Raw genomic sequence first — 17,071 nt, forward strand, 5'->3', positions numbered from 1 at the left:
GTCAGTCGGCCCCCTTCAGCACATGCCGCGGCAGGCCGATGACGACCGGGCGGGCGATGGTGCGGGAATGGCGGATGGCGCGGCCGATGGCCGGCAGGTCGGTGCGCGACTGCACCTCGACGAAGGGCATCGCCATGGCGGCGATGATCGGCCGCAGATAGAGCCCGTTGGAGACATGGTACTTCGCCTTGTCGCCGACATCGCCGCGCAGCGTGATGAGGATCGGCAGCGGGATCTGGTAGGTGTAGTTGATCTTGGTCAGCGCGTAGACGCAGGTGAGGAAGCCGCTCGCCCCCATCAGCGCGAGGGCCGAGGTGCCGGCCATGAAGGCGCCGGAGCACAGGCCGATGGCGCTTTCCTCGCGGTTCACCGGCACGTGGCGGAACCGCGCATCGGCGTCGAACCGGCCGATGAGGTCGGCGATCCAGCCATCCGGCAGGCTCGCCACCAGCGTCACGCCGGCGCGTGCCACCTCCTCCACGATCTCGGGCGAGAGGTCAGGGCTCAAGCGAAACTCCCTTCGGGTCGAATGACGGCGCGGCGAGGCCCGGCAGGGCCAGCGCATCCTCCGCCAGGCAGATATCCTGCGCGGCATTGCCGAGCGACTTGAACACGGTGATCTCCGCCGTAGCCTGCCGGCCGCGCAGGCTGCCGTCCAGCGCCGCGCCGATCTCCCCCAGCACGCGGGCGCGGTCCAGCGCGCCGCTGGCCAGCGGCTGCACCAGGTCGCCGGCGCGGGCCAGGCAGGCATCCAGGCTGTCGCACCAGAACAGCCCGCGCGCCGCCAGGGTGTCGTCGGCCTCCCGCGTGTCCGGGCGGAAGGCGCCGCCGAGATTGACATGCGCCCCCGGCCGCAGCGCCGCGCCGGGAAAGACCGGGTCGCTGGCATTGGTCACGGTGGTGACGATGTCCGCCTGCGCCACCAGCGCCGGGTCTGTCGCGGCCTCCGCCGCCAGGCCTTCTGCGCGCAGCGTGGCGGCCAGCGCCTCGGCCCGCGCGGCGGTGCGGCCGATGATGAGGGTGCGCGCGATCGGCCGCACATGCGCCACCAGCCGCGCGCAGGGCCCGGCCAGGCGGCCGGCGCCGAACACCACATGCACCGCGGCATCCGGCCGCGCCAGCAGCCGCGTCGCCGCGGCGATGCCGCCGGCGGTGCGCCAATCGGTCAGGAAATCCGCCGAGAGCAGGCCGAGCGGCGCCAGGGTTTCACTGTCCAGGATCAGCACCAGCGCGGTGCTGGCGGCGCCGCGGGTGGCGATCAGCTTCAGGCCGAAGACCCGGCCGGGCAGGAAGCCGGGCATGGCGAAGACCACGCCTTCGCCATCCGGCCGCTGGATCTCGCTGCGCGTCGGCACCAGGATGGCGTTGCGCGACAGCGCGATGAAGGCGCGCGCGCTGCTGTCCACCGCCAGCTCCGGCGTCAGCACGCGGCGCAGCGCCGCCTCCGACAGCAGGCGCATCAGGGCGTCTCCAGCAGCCGGCCGAAGCCGTGGATCGGCGTGGCATTGCCGGCCAGCCGCAGCGCGCGCCACAGCAGCGCGGCGTTGCAGGAGATGACGGGGATGCCGATTGCCGCCTCCAGCGCCGCGAGGCTGGCGAAGCTGGGCAGGTCAGTGGCCAGCAGCACCACCGCCTCCGCCTGCTGCCAGGGCAGGGCGCGCACGAAGCCGGCCAGCTGGTCGGGCCGCACCTCCGGCACGTCGCGCATCGCCAGGATGTCCAGCGTGGCGTGGCCCTGCACGGTGAAGCCATTGGCCCAGAAGAAGGGCGGCGCCAGCGCGTGGATCGCCGCCGGGTAGGGCGTGCCGAGCGCGATCCGCCTGACGCCGAGCGCCGCCAGCGCATCGCGCAGCGCAGTCCAGGCGGAGGCGCAGGCGGTGCCGGTGCGGGCGGCGACCTGTGCGGTGCGGTGCGCGTTCCAGCCGGGCTCCATGATGAAGGTGGTGACCATGTCGGCCAGCAGGATCACGTCCACGCCGGTCGCGGCCAGTTCCTCCACCGCGCGGTCCATGGCGCCTTCCATGGCGCGCACGGCGTCCGGCGTCAGGTCGCCGCGGGCCAGGATGCGCGTGGCATAGAGCGCGGCGCCGGGCGGCAGGGCGGACCAGAATTCCGGCTCGATGACGGAGTTGTTGGCCGGCACCACCAGGCCGATGCGCCCGGCGGGGCCGAATTGCGGCGGCTTCGGCATGGTCTGGCGCGGCCTTCATTCTGGATCCAGGAATCCACTACAGGCGGCGCCCGCGCGGCCGTCAAGGCGCGGCTTGCGCTTGACAGTGGCGACGCGGCCCGGGCTTGCTGGCGCCACGCCACAAGGACCCAGCCGGATCATGCCCAGCGAAACCGCCCAGGAACTCTGCCTGGCCCATCTGCGCGAGGCGATCCTCTCCGGCCGCCTGGCGCCGGGCGAACGCATCCGGCCGGAAGCCGTGGCCGCCGAACTCGGCCTTTCGCGCATGCCGGTGCGGGAGGCGCTGCACCAGCTGGAGGCGGAAGGGCTGGTGACGCTGCGGCCGAACCGCGGCGCCGTGGTGGTGCAGCTGGCGGCGGCGGAGGTGCAGGAGATCTACGAGATGCGCGCGCTGCTGGAAGGCCTCTGCGCCCGCCACGCCGCCCGCCGCGCCACGCCTGCGGATATCGAGGAGCTGGATGCGGCGGTGCAGGCGATGCTGCGCGTGGCCGGCGATCCGGCACGCTGGGTGGACCGGCACGAGGCCTTCCACGACCGGCTCTGCCTGCTGGGGGGGCGGCTGCGCGCGGCGGCGGAAGCGCGGCGCCTGCGGCTGCTGCTGCGCCCGCTGCTGCGCAGCTTCGCGGCGGAGGAGCGGGATCCGGAAACGCTGGGCCACGAGCATGACGTGATCGTGGACGCGCTGCGTGACCGCGATGCGCGGCGGGCGGAACGGCTGGTGGTGGCGCATGTGAACGCCAATGCGGTGTCCGTGCTGCGCGGTGCCGCGCCCGCCCCGCGCCTGCCGGCCCGCGCGCGCTGACCATGGAGGACCTGCTGGTTCACGGCGGGCGCATCGCCACGACCGATGGCCTGCGCGAGGCCACCCTGGTGGTGCGCCGCGGCCATGTCGCCGCCTGGCTGGAGCCGGGGGCCACGCCGCGGGCGGACAGCGTGGTGGACGCCACCGGCCTGGTGGTGCTGCCGGGGCTGGTCGACGCGCATGTGCATTTCCGCGACCCCGGCCTGACCCACAAGGAGGATTTTACCAGCGGCAGCGCGGCGGCGGCGGCGGGCGGCGTGACCACGGCGCTGGTGATGCCGACCGACCTGCCGCCCACCTTCTCCGCGGACGGGCTGGCGGCGAAGGCAGCGCTGGCCGCGGGGCGGCTGCACATCGATGTCGGGCTGCAGGGCGCGGCGGTGGAGCCGGGGCAGGTGGCGGCGCTGGCGGCGGCGGGCGCGACCTCCATCGAGGTGTTTCTGGGTGACATGCCGGCGGCACTGCTGGCGCGCGACCTGGTGCCGATCCTGGCCGCCTGCCGCGCTGCCGGCATCGTCGCCGGCATCACGCCCGCCGATGATGCGGTGATCGCGCAGGCGGAGGCACAGTGGCGGCGGCCCGGCGCCGATGCGCTGGATTTCTACCGGTCCCGCCCGCCGGAGAGCGAGGCGCGGGGCACGGCACGGGCCATCGCCGCGGCGCGGGAGACGGGGGCGGCGATCCATTTGCGGCAGGTGAGCTGTGGGGAGTCGCTGGCGCTGCTGCGCGCGGCGCGGGCGGGAGGGCTCGATATCACGGCGGAGACGACGCCGCACTACCTGCTGCTGGACGAGGAGGAAATCCGTCGCCAGGGGCCCTGGGCGAAGATCCTGCCGCCGCTGCGGGGTGCGGCGGATCGGGCGGCGCTGTGGCAGGCGGTGGCGGACGGCACGGTGGACATGGTGGCGACGGACCACGCGCCGCATGCGCCGGCCGAGAAGCTGCCGGGCGAGGCCGACATCTGGGCCGCGCCCGGCGGCTTTCCCGGCGTGCAGACGCTGCTGCCGCTGATGCTGGGCGCGGTGGCGGAAGGCCGCATCGGCTGGGGCGACCTGGTGCGGCTGTGCGGCGCGGCGCCGGCCGCACGCTTCGGCCTGAAGCACAAGGGCAGCCTGGCGCCGGGGGCGGAGGCGGATTTCGTGTTGGTGGACCCGACGCGCGCCGCGGTGATCCGCAACCAGGACCAGCGCAGCCGCGCGGGGCGCACGCCCTTCGATGGCTGGCGCGTGACGGGCTGGCCGGTGGCCACCTATCTGCGCGGCGCCTGCATCATGCGCGAGGACGCCGTGATGGATGCGCGCGCCGGCCGCGTGCTGCGGCGGTGATCGCGCTGCTGCCGCTGGCGCAGCAGCAGGAAGCGATCGCAGCGGGTCGCATCACGCCGGAAGGGCTGCTGGCGGCGACGCTGGACCGCGCCCGGCGCTTTGCCGAATTCCGCGCCTATGCCGCGCTTGCATCCCCGACCGCTTTCGCGCCGGGACCGCTGACGGGCGCGGTGCTGGCGGTGAAGGGCAACATTCCCGTGGCCGGTCTGCCGCACACCGAAGGCAGCGCCGCGTTCCGCGGCCGCATCGCGCGGGCCGATGCCGACGCCGTGGCACGGCTGCGTGGCGCGGGCGCCGTGGTGGCGGGCATGGCGACGCTGTCCGAACTCGCGATGTATGCGGCGGAGAACCCGGTGGAACCGATGGGGCTGAACCCCTGGGATCCGGCGCGCACCGCCGGCGGGTCCTCCACCGGCTGCGGCGTGGCGGTGGCGCTGGGGCTGGCCTCGCTCGGGCTCGGCACCGACAGCGGCGGATCCGTGCGCAACCCGGCGCTGCATGGCGGCGTGGTGGGCTTCAAGCCGAGCCTTGGCGCCTGGGGCTACGGGGGCGTGCCGGTCTACGCGCCGAGCCTGGACACGCTGGGTCTGATCGGCCGGCGCGTGGATTGCGTGGCGCGCGGCGCCGCGGTGCTCGGCACGGCGGAAGCGCCCGCGGCGCCGTGCCTGCTGGTGCCGCAGGCGCTTGTGGATGGCGCCTGCGATGCGCCGACGCGGGCGCTGTTCGCGGCGGCCCTGGCGCGGTTGCGGGAGGCGGGCATGGCGCTGGTGGTGGCGGCGGTGCCGGGCTGGGCGGCGGCGGATGCGGCCTGCGGCGTCATCTCCCTGGCGGAGGGTGGCGCCGCCCTGGGACGGCTGCCGGGGGACGCGCCGATCGGCGCGCATCTGCGCGCGCGCATCATGGCCGCAGCCCGCCTGCCCGGGCCGGCGCGGCCGGGCAGGCGGCGCAGCGCGCCCAGGCACGGGCGCTGGATCGCGCCGCCTTTTCCGGCCTGCTGGAGCCGCCGCGCGCCGATGCCTGCCGGGCGGAGGCCGCCGGGTTGTGGCAGGCCCTGGCCGAGGCGGGGGCGGAAGCCGGCACCCCGGATGCCGAGGCGGAGGTGGCGCTGGGCCGCAACCTGATGGCGCTGGGCGACCTGCCCGCGGCGCGGCTGGCGCTGGACGCCGCCGCCAGCCGCGGCCAGGCTGGCACCGAGGCCATAGGGCTGCTGGCCGAGTGCCTGTTCGCGCAGCGCGACTTCGCGGCGCTGGAGGCGCTGGTGCTGCGTTGGCGCCCCCTGCTGGAGGCCGAGGCGATGCGCCACCCCGGCCGGGCCCTGGCCCTGGCCCCGGCCACCGGGCGCCACGCCGGCGCCTGGCGGCTCTGGCTGGCGGCGGCGGCGAGATGAGCGCGGCGATGCGCCAGACCCCCGGTGACGGCGCTCCGGGCGACGGGGTTCCGAGCGAGCGGCCAGGCATCCGCAACGCCGCCGGGGCGCTGGCGGCCGGCGCCTGGCTGGGGCCGCTGCTGGCGGTCCCGGTGGGGCTCGGCCTGATGCGCCTGGGGGGCGAGCCGGCGGACCTGCTTGCCGTTCTGACCGTGGTCGGCCTGTCGCTGCTGGCCGGTGCGCCGGTGGCGCTGCTGGCGGCGCTGCGCGGCGTGGTGGTGGCGCCGCTGGGGCTGGCCGTGGCAACCGCCGTGCTGGCCGGGTTTTGGCTGTTTCATGGGCATGCCGGCCTGCCCATGTCCCTGGCGCTGCCCGGCGGCCTGGCTTGCGGCGGGCTGGCCGTGCTGTGGGTGGGGCTGGCGGTGGCTGCCGGCTACGGGCTGCCGCCGCTGCTGCCGCTGGCGGCGGGGCTGCTGGCGGGCGGTGGCCTTGCCTGGCTGCTGGGCGGCTTCGGCGGCGCCTTCTGGGGGCTTGCCCTGGGCGCGACGCTGGCCGGCTTCCTCGCCGCCAGCCCGTCCGCCGCGGCCGCGCCCCGGCCCCGGGCGGCCTCGGCCGCCGAGCTCGGCATGACGGTGGCGGCCGGGCTGGCGCTCGCGCTGGCGGTGCTGGCGGCGCCACTGGCCGCGCATCTTCTGGGCAGCTCGCCCGAGCCCACCGTGCTGGCCCTGCTGGTGGCGCTGCCCGGGCTGGCGCTGCTGGCCCTGGCGCGCAGCCTGCCGGCCTTCCCGCTGGCCACCGCGTTGCTGGCGCTGCAGGCCCTGGCCACCGTGCTGGCGCTCGCGATCGGCGGTGCCCCCGCGGCCGCCGGGCTGGTGGCGCCGGAGGCGTTGCCGGCCTTCCGCCTGGCGCTGCTGGGGGCCGGCTTCCTGCCGGCCTTCGCCGCGCTGCTGGCCACCCTGCTGGGCCGCGCCCGGCTGGGCCCGGCCATCGTCGCCACCCTGGCGCTGGCGGCGCTTTCCGCCGGGCTCGGCCCGCTGCTGGCGCTGGCCACGCCGCTGGATGCCGCCCATGGCGTGCTGGCCGCGCCGGTGCTGGGCACCGCCCTGGCCTTCTGGCTGGTGGCCCGGGAAGGAGGTGCCTGATGTCCGGCCTGCTGGCGATCGACCAGGGCACCACCTCCACCCGCGCCATCCTGCACGGGCCGGACCTGACGCCGCTGGCCACCGCCCAATTGCCGCTGGCGCAGCACTTCCCCGCCCCCGGCTGGGTGGAGCATGAGCCGGAGGAGATCTGGTCCGCCAGCCTGGCAACGATGCGCCAGGCCCTGGCGAAGGGCGGCATGGCGGCGAAGGACCTCGCCGGCATCGGCATCACCAACCAGCGGGAGACGACGCTGCTCTGGGACCGCCGCACCGGCCGCGCCATCCACCGCGCCATCGTCTGGCAGGACCGGCGCACCGCCGCCCATTGCGCGCGGCTGGTGGCGGAAGGCGCGGGCGGGCTGATCGCCGAGCGCAGCGGCCTGCTGCCGGACCCCTATTTCTCCGCCACCAAGCTGGCCTGGCTGCTGGACAATGTGGGCGGCGCGCGGGCCGCGGCCTCGCGCGGCGAGCTCGCCTTCGGCACCGTGGACAGCTTCCTGCTGTGGCGGCTGACCGGCGGGCGGGTGCATGCGACGGATGCGACGAATGCCGCGCGCACCATGCTGTTCGACATCCGCCGCGGCAGCTGGGATGCCGACCTGCTGCGCCTGTTCGACATCCCCGAGAGCCTGCTGCCCGAAATCCGCGACAACGCCGCCGCGTTCGGCGAGACGGCGCCCGGGCTGCTGGAGGCCGCGGTGCCGGTGCGCGGCATGGCGGGCGACCAGCACGCCGCCATGCTCGGCCAGGCCTGCTTCACGCCGGGCATGGTGAAGTCCACCTACGGCACCGGCTGCTTCCTGCTGCTCAACACCGGCGCGACCGCCGTCGCCTCCAACAACCGGCTGCTGACCACGCTGGCCTGGCAGCTGGGCGGGCAGCGGACCTATGCGCTGGAGGGCGCCATCTTCATCGCCGGCGCCGCCGTGCAATGGCTGCGCGACGGGCTCGGCCTCATTCGCGACGCGGCGGAGAGCGGCGCGCTGGCGGCGCGGTCGGACCCGGCGCAGCCGGTGTATTTCGTGCCGGCCTTCACCGGCCTGGGCGCGCCGCATTGGGATGCCGAGGCGCGGGGCGCCCTTCTCGGCCTGACCCGCAACACCGGCCCGGCCGAGATCTGCCGCGCGGCACTGGAGGCCGTGGCCTTCCAGACCCGCGACCTGGTGGAGGCGATGCAGGCCGACTGGAGCAGCGCCGGCGGCGGAACCGTACTCCGGGTGGATGGCGGCATGACCGCCTCCGACTACGCCATGCAGGCGCTGGCGGATCTGCTGGGCGCACCGGTGGACCGGCCGGTGGTGCAGGAAACCACGGCGCTCGGCGCCGCCTACCTCGCCGGCCTGCAGGCCGGGCTGTTGCCGCCGCCCGGCCCGGCGGCGGCGCATTGGCGGCTGGACCGCCGCTTCCAGCCCGCCATGCCGCGCGCCGAGGCCGATCGCCGCCATGCCGGCTGGCAGGATGCGGTGCGCCGGGTGCTGACGCGATGAGCGCGCTCGCCGGGCTGGGGCTGGCACCCGTCATCAACGCCGCCGGCACCGTCACCCGCCTCTCGGGCGGCATCCTGGCGCCGGAGGTGGTGGCGGCGATGGCGGAGGCCTCCGCCGCCTGCTTCGACATGCTGGACCTCCAGGCCGCGGCCAGCCGCGCCATCGTGGCGGCGACGGGGGCGGAGGCCGGGATCGTCACCGGCGGCGCCTCCGCCGCCCTGCTGCTGGGCGCCGCCGCCTGCCTGGTGGGCCTCGACCCCGCGGCGATGGATGCGCTGCCGCGGGACGCGGCGCGGCGGGAGGTGATCGTCGCGCGCAGCCAGCGCACCATGTACGACCGCGCCGTGGAGGTCGCCGGCGGGCGGCTGGTGGAGGTCGGCATCCCGGACCGCTTCTCCGGCGCCGGGGTGCGGGATGCGACGGCGGCGGAAATGGCTGCCGCCATCGGCCCGGCGACCGCCGCCATCCTGTGGGTGGCCCAGCCCTGGAGCGAGCCGCCGCTGGAGGAGCTGTGCCGCGTCGCCCAGGCCGCCGGCGTGCCGGTGCTGGTGGATGCGGCCGCGCAATTGCCGCCGCTGGCCAATCTGCGCGGCTTCCTCGATGCCGGGGCGGATCTGGTGGCGTTTTCCGGTGGCAAGGCCATCGGCGGGCCGCAGGCCAGCGGCATCCTGGCCGGGCGGCGGAAGCTGGTGGCCAGCGCGCTGTTGCAGATGCTGGACCTGGACCTGCCGGCCGCGCAGTTCCGCCTGCCGCCGGAATTCGCCGGCAACCGGGCGCTGCCCTTCCTGCCGCGGCACGGCATCGGCCGGTCCTGCAAGGCGGGGAAGGAGGAGATCGTCGGCCTGCTGGTGGCGCTGCAGCGCTTCCAGGCGGAAGGCGATGCGCCGCGCCAGGCGCGGATGCGGGCGCGGCTGGCGGCGGTGCAACAGGCCATGGGCCAGCCGCCCGGCGTGGCGGTGGAGATCGCCGAGGGTCCGACTCCGCTGCTGCTGCTGCGCTGCGCGGATGCCGCCGCGGCGCGGGCGGCGGAAGCCGCGCTGCGGGCGCGCCGGCCAGCCGTGCACGTGAACCAGGGCAGGCTGCGGGAGGGCGTGCTGGTGGTGCATCCCGCGGCGCTGGCCGAGGCCGACCTGCCGGCGCTGGGCGCCGCGCTGGCCGCGGTGCTGGGCAGCGACACGGTCCTGCCGTTCGCCAGCGCGGCGAAGGCCGGCTAAGCTGGCCGCCCGAATCCCCGGCCTCCCGGAGTTTCCGCCCATGCGCTTCGCCCTGCTGGCGATCCTGGTCCTGGCGCTGCCCGGCTGCGCGGAACTTCGCGCGCCGCCGCCCGCAACCCGCGTGCCCGCCACACTGGGCGCCGGCTCCGCCGACCCGCTGCGCGACGCGGTGGCGCAGGCGGCGCTGGCCTACGCCGATGGCGGCCGGTCGATGGCCAACAACCCCGCCCGCATGGCGCGCGCCGCGGCGCAGGTGGAGATGATGACGGCGGAATTCATGCGCGACCTGCGCTGGGCGCCGCTGCCGGCCGGCGTGGTGTTCGAACTGCGCGGCGCCCGGGTGGAAGGCCGCGCCGCGCTCGGCATCCGCGCCAATGCGGAGCCGGATGCGGTGGTGCGCGCGCTGACGGCGACGCATCTGGCACTGCTGGCCGGGGACCGCGCCGCCGCCGAACGCGCGCTGGACCCGGCATTGTTCGAGCCGGGTGGTGCCGGCTCGCTGGCCTTCCTGGAGCGGCCGGGGCCGCTGCCGCAGGGCCGCATCGCCACCGCCCTGGCGCGCGACGAGGTGGAGCGCCTGGCGCGCGCCCGCGTCTGGGGGCTGACCGGCGCGCTGGATCCGCAGGCCGGCTGGGTGGACCCCGAGCCCGGCCGCGGCCTGGGCATCGGCGTGCGCTGAGCCGCCGCGCGCCAGCGCCGATCGACACCTCGCCGATCGACACATGGGTGCAATTAACCTCCTGCCCCGCTAAGACGCTGCGCAGGCGCCGAATCGGCGGGCGCGCGCGGGGTGGGAGAGGGTGCGGTACATGCAGCGCGGGACGGTGCCGGCGATCAGTCCCCATCTGAAGCGGCTGGAGGCGGAAGGCATCGCGATCCTGCGGGAAACCGCCGCCGCTTTCCGCAACCCGGTGCTGCTGTACTCCATCGGCAAGGACAGCAGCGTGGTGCTGCACCTGGCGATGAAGGCCTTCGCCCCGGGGCCGATTCCCTTCCCCCTGCTGCACATCGCGACGGGCTGGGATTTCCGCGCCATGCTGGAATTCCGCGACCGCCGCGCGGCGGAGATCGGCGCCCGGCTGATCGTGCACACCAACCCTGATGGGCTGGCGCGCGGCATCGGCCCGCTGACGCATGGCAGCCAGGTGCACATGAACGTCATGGGGACGGAGGCGCTGAAGCAGGCGCTGGACGCGCATGGCTTCGACGCGGCACTCGGCGGCGCCCGGCGGGACGAGGAGAAGGCGCGGGCGAAGGAGCGCGTGTTCTCCCACCGCGCGCCCGGCCATGTGTGGGAACCGCGCGGCCAGCGGCCGGAGCTTTGGGGCCTCTACAACACGCGCATCGCGCCGGGCGAGACCATGCGCGTCTTCCCGCTGTCCAACTGGACCGAGTTCGACATCTGGGACTATATCGCAACCGAATCAATTCCGGTGGTGCCGCTGTACTTCGCCGCCGAACGCCCGGTGGTGCGCCGCGGCGGCGCGCTGATCATGCGCGACGACGATCGCATGGCGCTGGAGCCCGGGGAGAAGGTGGAGAACCTCTGGGTGCGCTTCCGCACCATGGGCGACTGGCCGTTGACCGGCGCGCATGAAAGTCGTGCCGCGACCATGCCCCAGCTGCTGGAGGAGCTGCGCCTGTCGCGGGTTTCCGAACGCCATGGAAGGCTGATCGACAACGACCAGGAAGCCTCGATGGAACGCAAGAAGCGCGAGGGCTATTTCTGATGGACGGCACCACGCCTGCGCGCGGCCTGCTGCGCCTGCTGACCTGCGGCTCCGTCGATGACGGCAAATCCACCCTGATCGGACGGCTGCTCTACGACAGCCAGATGATCATGGAGGACACGCTGGCCAGCATCACCCGCGACAGCCGCAAGCACGGCACGGTGGGGGAGGAGGTGGACCTCGCCCTGCTGGTCGATGGGCTGGAGGCGGAGCGCCAGCAGGGCATCACCATCGACGTGGCCTACCGTTTCTTCACCACGCCCCGGCGCAGCTTCATCGTCGCCGACTGCCCGGGGCATGAGCAGTACACGCGCAACATGGCGACCGGCGCGTCGAACTCCGAACTCGCGATCATCCTGGTGGATGCGCGCAAGGGGTTGCTGACCCAGACGCGGCGGCATTCCTACATCTGTTCCCTGCTCGGCATCCGCCATGTCGTGCTGGCGGTGAACAAGATCGACCTGGTGAATTTCGACCGCCAGGTGTTCGACCGCATCGTCGGCGAATACGCCACCTTCGCGGCGAATTTCGGCTTCCGCACCCTGGTGCCGATCCCCACCTCCGGCCGCTTCGGGGACAATGTCACCACGCGGTCCGGCAACACGCCCTGGTACCGGGGGGAGACGCTGCTGGCGCATCTCGAATCGGTCGGCGTGGCGGAGGAGCGCGCCGGGCCGTTCCGCTTCCCGGTGCAATGGGTGAACCGCCCGAACCAGGATTTCCGCGGCTTCTCGGGCAGCGTCGCCGGCGGCGGGGTCTCGCTCGGCGAGCGCGTGGTGGTCGCTTCCTCCGGCATCGAGACGCAGGTGGCGCGCATCCTCGGCCCATCCGGCGAGCAGCAGCGTGCCGAGGCCGGGGAGGCGGTGACGATCTGCCTGGCAGATGAGGTGGATGTGGCGCGCGGTGACGTGCTGGTGCCCACCCACAGCCGCCCGGCCGTGGCCGACCAACTCGCCGCCCATCTGCTGTGGATGGACGAGGAGCCGATGCTGCCCGGCCGGCAATACCTGATGCGGCTGGGCAATTCCTGGACCAGCGCCTCCGTCACCGCCATCAAGCACCGGGTGGATGTGGCGACGCTGGAGCATGGCTCCGCCACAAGGCTGACGCTGAACGAGATCGGCTTCTGCAACTTCGCCCTGGCGCAGCGCCTGCCCTTCGACCCCTATGCGGACAACCGCCTGACCGGCGCCTTCATCCTGGTGGACCGCTTCACCAACCGCACCGCCGGCTGCGGCATGATCGCCTTCCCGCTGCGCCGGGCGACCAATGTGCACCAGGAACGCTTCCTGGTGGACCGGGCGGCGCGCGCCGCGGCGCTGGGCCAGCGGCCCATGGTGCTGTGGTTCACCGGCCTGTCCGGCTCCGGCAAGTCCACCGTCTCCAAGCTGGTGGAACAGGCGCTGCACCGGATGGGTCGGCACACCTATTCGCTGGATGGCGACAATCTGCGCCACGGGTTGAACCGCGACCTGGGCTTCACCGACCAGGACCGGGTGGAGAATATCCGCCGGGTGGGCGAGGTTGCGAAGCTGTTCGTCGATGCCGGGCTGATCGTGCTGTGTTCCTTCATCTCGCCCTTCCGGGCGGAGCGCGACATGGTGCGGGAGATGCTGGGCGAGGGGGATTTCGTCGAGATCTTCGTCGATACCCCGATCGAGGAATGCATCCGCCGCGACGCCAAGGGCCTCTATGCCCGGGCGATGCGGGGCGAGATCGCCAATTTCACCGGCGTCAGCAGCCCCTATGAGCCGCCCGAGCGGGCCGAGCTGGTGCTGGACGGCGGCCGCGAGGCGCCGGAGGCCCAGGCGCAGAAGGTGCTGGATGTGATCGGACAGCGGCTGGCGCGCGAAGCCGGGTGAAGCGCCGGACGCGCCAGGCTGGCCGGGATTGAGGCCAGTTCCCGGTGATCGTGACGGAGCAGCGCCTCGACCGCCGGGTTGGCTGCGCGCCACCTGGCGCCGCGGCCGTCCGGCCGCTCATCCGCCTTTGGCGGGCGCAGATTCCCATCAATGGGATTTGGCATGAACGATCGGGCCTGGCCCTCGTTGCTGCCCCATGCCAAGCGCAATCCTGCCCCCGCCCGACGTGCTGGTCCTCACCGGCCTCGGCCTGCTGATCGCGCTGGTCGCCTGGCTGCCGCTGGCGCTGCGGCGCCGGCCGCTGTCGCTGCCGGTGGTCTGCATCGGGATCGGTGCGGTGCTCTTCGCCCTGCCGGGCGTTTCTTCCCGCCCGCTGCCGACGGAATACCCCTCCGTCACCGAGCATCTGGCGGAATTCGTCATCATCGTCGCGCTGATGGGCGCCGGGTTGAAGATCGAGCGGGTGTTCCACCTCCGCCGCTGGGCGGTGACCTGGCGGCTGCTGGCGGTGACCATGCCGCTGACCATCCTGGCCATCACCGGGCTCAGCCTGCTGGCCGGGCTGCCGCTGGCCGCGGCCCTGCTGCTGGGCGCCACGCTGTCCTCCACCGACCCTTCCATGGCCGCGGAGGTGCAACTGCCCCCGCCGCTGCAGGAGCCGGAGGATGAGGTGCGCTTCGGCCTGACCTCCGAGGCCGGGCTGAATGACGGGCTGATCTTCCCCTTCGTGAACCTGGCCATCCTCCTGGTGCTGGCGGCCGAGACCGGCGAGCCCTTCTGGGCGGAGTGGATCGGCTACCACCTGGCCTGGAAGGTCGCGGCCGGGCTCGGCCTGGGCTGGGCGGTGGGGTGGGGGTTCGGCTGGCTGACCTTCCGACTGCCGCTGGACCGGCAATTGGCACAGACCGGTGATGGGCTGGTGGCCATCGGCGCTTCGCTGGTTGCCTATGGCGTGGCGGAGGCCGCGCATGGCTACGGCTTCTGCGCCGTGTTCGTCGCCGCGCTGGCGCTGCGCCACGCGCATCGTCGGCACGCCTTCCACCGCGACATGCACGAAGTGACGGAGCAGGTGGAGCGGCTGGCGATGATGGCGCTATTGGTGCTGTTCGGCGGCGCGCTGGCGAGCGGCCTGCTGGCGCCGCTCAGCTGGCCCGACGTGGCGCTGGCGCTGGCCATCCTCTTGCTGGTGCGGCCGCTGGCCGGGGCGCTCGGCCTGGTCGGCCTGCGCCTGGCGCGACGGGAGAAGCTGGTGCTGGCGGTCTACGGCATTCACGGCGTCGGCAGCTTCTTCTATCTGGCGCATGCGGTGAATGCGGTGGATTTTCCGCAGGTGGAGCGGCTGTGGGCGGTGGCCGGGCTGGTGGTGCTGCTGTCCGTGCTGGGGCATGGCCTCAGCGTTCAGCCGGCGATGCGCTGGCTGGACCGCAAGCAGGGGCGCGACCCGGATGCGCCGGAACGGCCGATGCCGCCCGGCGCCTGAGGGCGCATCCGCCATGATCCGCGGCAGGCCGCGATCAGTCCTTCGCCATCACGAGGACGTAGCTGCCGGGCGCATCGCCCAGCCCGGCCTCCTGCGGCACCCGCGCGGGGACCATCGCCTTGTCCTCCGCCACGATCCAGCGCTGCCAGTCCGGCCACCAGGAACCGGCGAGTTCCGTCGCGCCCCTGAACCACTCCTCGGGGTCCGGTGGCAGGCTGGTGTTCACCCAGTGGCTGTACTTGCCCGAACCCGGGGGGTTCACCACGCCGGCGATATGGCCGGACGCCGCCAGCACAAAGCGGACCTTGCCGGCATAGAGCTGGGTCGCGCGGTAGGTGGATTTCCACGGCGCGATATGGTCCTCCCGCGTCGAGACCAGGTAGCTCGGCACCTTGATCTTCCGCAGATCCAGGGTCACGCCGTCCAGCTCGATCGCATTCGGGTCTCCCTGCGGCTTCACCAGGTCGTTCTGCTGGTACATCCGCCGCAGGTAGAAGCTGTGCATCTTCGCCGGCATCCGCGTGGAATCGTCGTTCCAGTAGAGCAGGTCGAAGGGGAAGGGCTCCTGCCCCAGCAGGTAGTTGTTCACCACGAAGGACCAGATCAGGTCGTTGGCGCGCAGCATGTTGAAGGTGGTCGCCATCTCCCGCCCCTCGAGGAAGCCCTTCTTCTGCATCTTCTCCTCGATGCCCAGAAGCTGTTCCTCGTCGATGAAGACGCCGAGTTCCCCGGCCTCCTCGAAATCCGTCATGGTGACGAAATAGGTCGCGGTGCGGATGCGGTTGTCTTTGCGCGCCGCCATATGCGCCAGGGTGCAGGCCAGCAGCGTGCCGCCCAGGCAGTAGCCGATGGCATTGACGGATTTTTCCCCGGTCACCGCCTCGATTGCCGTGAGCGCTGCATAGGGGCCCTCGCGCATGTAATCCGCAAAACCCTTCTCGGCCAGGTGCTCGTCCGGGTTCACCCAGGAGACGACGAAGACCGTGTGCCCCTGTTCCACTGCCCAGCGGATGAAGGAATTCTTCGGCCGCAGGTCCAGGATGTAGAATTTGTTGATCCAGGGCGGCAGGATCAGCAGCGGCCGCTTCAGCACCTGCTCCGTCGCCGGCGTGTACTGGATCAGCTCCATCAGGTCGTTGCGGAACACCACCTTGCCGGGCGTCACCGCGATGTTGTCGCCGACCTTGAACTTGCTGTCGTCGGTCATGCGGATGCGCAGATTGCCCTTGCCCCGCTCCAGGTCCGCCAGCAGGTTGGACAGGCCCTTCAGCAGGTTCTCGCCGCCGGTCTCCGCGGTGCGGCGCAGCACTTCCGGATTGGTCATCAGGAAGTTCGACGGGCTCATCGCATCGACGAATTGCCGCGTGTAGAAATCCACCTTCTGGGCGGTCTTGTTGTCCAGCCCTTCCGCGCCCTGCACCACATTGGTGAAGTAGCGGGCGGAGAGCAGGTAGGATTGGCGGATGAAATCGAAGACCTCGTTCTCCCGCCACGCCTCGTCCTTGAAGCGGCGGTCGCCCTTGCCTTCCTCGATCACCGGCGGCGCGGGTTCGCCCATCATGCGACGCGCGGTGTTCTGCCACAGCGTCAGGTAGTCCTGCCAGAAGCCGATCTGCGCCTGCATCAGCCGCGCCGGATTGGCCATCAGCCGCGTCGTCATGTCGAGAAAGGCGGAGCCGATATGCAGCGGGTCCGGCCCCGCGCTGGGCGACCCGTCCGCCTGGCGCTTCAGGAAGTCGCCGACGATGCGCTGCCCGCGTTCCGCCACATCCGCCATGGTACGGCTGACCAGTGCCGGGTCCGGCAGGCGGAACTGACCCTTCTCCGAGCCCGGCTCGCCCGGCTGGCCTGCACCCTTGTCCTGCGCCATGCGCCCCCATCCTCCCGGTTCCGCTGCGGGCCGCCCGCCCGGGTGAGTCTTCCCGCCGAACGCCGCCAAGGTGCTTTCGCCGGCGGTTGGTTCGGGGTAACCCTCGGCGCGCGAAGGAATTGGGAAGCCATGCACCCGCGCGTCGGACGCCACGGGAAACAGTCTGAAGTTAGGACCCGCCGCGCGGCGGATCAAGCACGCCCGGCCGCGCCACGCGCCCGGCCCGGCTGCGCCACGCTGCTGGCCGGTTGCGGGCTGCTGCTGGCCGGCTGCGCCGACGGCGTGCCGAAGGACATCGACCCGCGCTACTGGTGGCGCAACCTCAGCGGTGCCTATCTGGACGGGCGGGAACCGCCGCCGGGCCGCGACGCCCCCTATCCCAACCTGGCCACCGTGCCGGCGCGCCCGGTGCCACCCAGCGCGGCGGAACGTGCGGCGCTGACCGCTGCGCTGGCGGCGCAGCGTGATGGCGCGGCGCAGGGCCTGGTGACGCGCCCGGTCGGCCCGCCGGCGGCGGGTCTGGCGGGCCGGTTCGTGCAGACCGGTGTGGCGGCGGCGGCGGAGGGGGCGGCGCTGCTGGCGGGCGTGCGGGGGGGCGGGGG

At 73.4% G+C, this 17,071-nt stretch carries 15 protein-coding genes and 1 pseudogene; 12 read left to right on the forward strand and 4 right to left on the reverse strand.

Features of this window, described 5'->3' with window-relative positions:
• Window position 1: 1 nt before the first annotated feature.
• Genes HEQ75_RS11385 through HEQ75_RS11395 form a run of 3 tightly spaced genes read right to left on the reverse strand, consistent with a single transcriptional unit; the run spans window position 2 to window position 2,191 of the window.
• Window positions 2-508, reverse strand: coding sequence for a thiamine pyrophosphate-binding protein (locus HEQ75_RS11385; protein ID WP_168030487.1), 507 nt, complete (start codon window positions 506-508; stop codon window positions 2-4).
• Entirely contained in the window at window positions 498-1,460 is a 963-nt protein-coding gene (locus tag HEQ75_RS11390; protein ID WP_168030488.1) for an ornithine cyclodeaminase family protein, read from the reverse strand. The genes HEQ75_RS11385 and HEQ75_RS11390 overlap by 11 nt, the downstream gene beginning before the upstream one ends.
• Complete coding sequence (locus HEQ75_RS11395) at window positions 1,460-2,191, reverse strand: maleate cis-trans isomerase family protein (RefSeq protein ID WP_168030489.1); 732 nt, start codon at window positions 2,189-2,191, stop codon at window positions 1,460-1,462. Before HEQ75_RS11395 ends, HEQ75_RS11390 begins: the two co-directional genes overlap by 1 nt.
• Window positions 2,192-2,330: 139 nt before the next feature.
• Here HEQ75_RS11395 and HEQ75_RS11400 point away from each other — a divergent pair, with 139 nt between their 5' ends.
• The 11 genes from HEQ75_RS11400 to HEQ75_RS11450 all read left to right on the forward strand — a co-directional run bounded on the left by HEQ75_RS11400 (window position 2,331) and on the right by HEQ75_RS11450 (window position 14,599).
• Window positions 2,331-2,993, forward strand: a complete 663-nt coding sequence (locus tag HEQ75_RS11400) for a GntR family transcriptional regulator (protein WP_168030490.1) — start codon at window positions 2,331-2,333, stop codon at window positions 2,991-2,993.
• 2 nt (window positions 2,994-2,995) lie between these two features.
• Window positions 2,996-4,318, forward strand: coding sequence for a dihydroorotase (locus tag HEQ75_RS11405; protein ID WP_168030491.1), 1,323 nt, complete (start codon window positions 2,996-2,998; stop codon window positions 4,316-4,318).
• On the forward strand, window positions 4,315-5,439 hold the full coding sequence (locus HEQ75_RS27835) for an amidase family protein (protein ID WP_209318497.1): 1,125 nt from the start codon (window positions 4,315-4,317) through the stop codon (window positions 5,437-5,439). The genes HEQ75_RS11405 and HEQ75_RS27835 overlap by 4 nt, the downstream gene beginning before the upstream one ends.
• Window positions 5,358-5,705 (forward strand): hypothetical protein, encoded by a 348-nt coding sequence (locus HEQ75_RS11415; protein WP_168030302.1) that lies wholly within the window; start codon window positions 5,358-5,360, stop codon window positions 5,703-5,705. The genes HEQ75_RS27835 and HEQ75_RS11415 overlap by 82 nt, the downstream gene beginning before the upstream one ends.
• 8 nt (window positions 5,706-5,713) lie before the next feature.
• A complete protein-coding gene (locus HEQ75_RS11420) occupies window positions 5,714-6,826 on the forward strand; it encodes a hypothetical protein (RefSeq protein WP_168030492.1) in 1,113 nt (370 codons plus the stop codon).
• Entirely contained in the window at window positions 6,826-8,313 is a 1,488-nt protein-coding gene (gene glpK, locus HEQ75_RS11425) for a glycerol kinase GlpK (RefSeq protein ID WP_168030493.1), read from the forward strand. Before HEQ75_RS11420 ends, glpK begins: the two co-directional genes overlap by 1 nt.
• A complete protein-coding gene (locus HEQ75_RS11430; RefSeq protein WP_168030494.1) occupies window positions 8,310-9,527 on the forward strand; it encodes a hypothetical protein in 1,218 nt (405 codons plus the stop codon). The genes glpK and HEQ75_RS11430 overlap by 4 nt, the downstream gene beginning before the upstream one ends.
• Before the next feature lie 40 nt (window positions 9,528-9,567).
• On the forward strand, window positions 9,568-10,206 hold the full coding sequence (locus HEQ75_RS11435; protein WP_168030495.1) for a hypothetical protein: 639 nt from the start codon (window positions 9,568-9,570) through the stop codon (window positions 10,204-10,206).
• A gap of 130 nt (window positions 10,207-10,336) precedes the next feature.
• Window positions 10,337-11,257 (forward strand): sulfate adenylyltransferase subunit CysD, encoded by a 921-nt coding sequence (gene cysD / locus HEQ75_RS11440; protein ID WP_168030496.1) that lies wholly within the window; start codon window positions 10,337-10,339, stop codon window positions 11,255-11,257.
• Window positions 11,257-13,119, forward strand: coding sequence for a sulfate adenylyltransferase subunit CysN (gene cysN, locus HEQ75_RS11445; protein WP_168030498.1), 1,863 nt, complete (start codon window positions 11,257-11,259; stop codon window positions 13,117-13,119). The genes cysD and cysN overlap by 1 nt, the downstream gene beginning before the upstream one ends.
• A gap of 196 nt (window positions 13,120-13,315) precedes the next feature.
• Window positions 13,316-14,599 carry a cation:proton antiporter gene (locus HEQ75_RS11450; RefSeq protein WP_168030500.1) on the forward strand — a complete coding sequence of 428 codons (1,284 nt, stop codon included), beginning with the start codon at window positions 13,316-13,318 and terminating at the stop codon, window positions 14,597-14,599.
• Window positions 14,600-14,633: 34 nt separating this feature from the next.
• Here the strand turns inward: HEQ75_RS11450 and HEQ75_RS11455 are convergent, their stop codons facing one another.
• The gene (locus HEQ75_RS11455) at window positions 14,634-16,469 is read right to left on the reverse strand and encodes a PHA/PHB synthase family protein (RefSeq protein ID WP_168030502.1); all 1,836 of its coding nucleotides are present in this window, start codon (window positions 16,467-16,469) and stop codon (window positions 14,634-14,636) included.
• Between the two features lie 129 nt (window positions 16,470-16,598).
• Here HEQ75_RS11455 and HEQ75_RS11460 point away from each other — a divergent pair.
• A pseudogene (locus HEQ75_RS11460) lies at window positions 16,599-17,071 on the forward strand (hypothetical protein); the annotation flags it as partial.

The organism is Falsiroseomonas selenitidurans, from assembly GCF_012103215.1.
Lineage (GTDB): Bacteria > Pseudomonadota > Alphaproteobacteria > Acetobacterales > Acetobacteraceae > Falsiroseomonas > Falsiroseomonas selenitidurans.

Excerpts from the sequence above, each read along its gene's own strand:
- HEQ75_RS11395 (WP_168030489.1), bottom strand. The coding sequence starts at position 2,191 with ATGCCGAAGCCGCCGCAATTCGGCCCCGCCGGGCGCATCGGCCTGGTG.
- glpK (WP_168030493.1), top strand. The coding sequence starts at position 6,826 with ATGTCCGGCCTGCTGGCGATCGACCAGGGCACCACCTCCACCCGCGCC.
- cysN (WP_168030498.1), top strand. The coding sequence starts at position 11,257 with ATGGACGGCACCACGCCTGCGCGCGGCCTGCTGCGCCTGCTGACCTGC.
- HEQ75_RS11430 (WP_168030494.1), top strand. The coding sequence starts at position 8,310 with ATGAGCGCGCTCGCCGGGCTGGGGCTGGCACCCGTCATCAACGCCGCC.
- HEQ75_RS11435 (WP_168030495.1), top strand. The coding sequence starts at position 9,568 with ATGCGCTTCGCCCTGCTGGCGATCCTGGTCCTGGCGCTGCCCGGCTGC.
- cysD (WP_168030496.1), top strand. The coding sequence starts at position 10,337 with ATGCAGCGCGGGACGGTGCCGGCGATCAGTCCCCATCTGAAGCGGCTG.
- HEQ75_RS11390 (WP_168030488.1), bottom strand. The coding sequence starts at position 1,460 with ATGCGCCTGCTGTCGGAGGCGGCGCTGCGCCGCGTGCTGACGCCGGAG.
- HEQ75_RS11405 (WP_168030491.1), top strand. The coding sequence starts at position 2,996 with ATGGAGGACCTGCTGGTTCACGGCGGGCGCATCGCCACGACCGATGGC.
- HEQ75_RS11455 (WP_168030502.1), bottom strand. The coding sequence starts at position 16,469 with ATGGCGCAGGACAAGGGTGCAGGCCAGCCGGGCGAGCCGGGCTCGGAG.
- HEQ75_RS11400 (WP_168030490.1), top strand. The coding sequence starts at position 2,331 with ATGCCCAGCGAAACCGCCCAGGAACTCTGCCTGGCCCATCTGCGCGAG.
- HEQ75_RS11450 (WP_168030500.1), top strand. The coding sequence starts at position 13,316 with ATGCCAAGCGCAATCCTGCCCCCGCCCGACGTGCTGGTCCTCACCGGC.
- HEQ75_RS11420 (WP_168030492.1), top strand. The coding sequence starts at position 5,714 with ATGCGCCAGACCCCCGGTGACGGCGCTCCGGGCGACGGGGTTCCGAGC.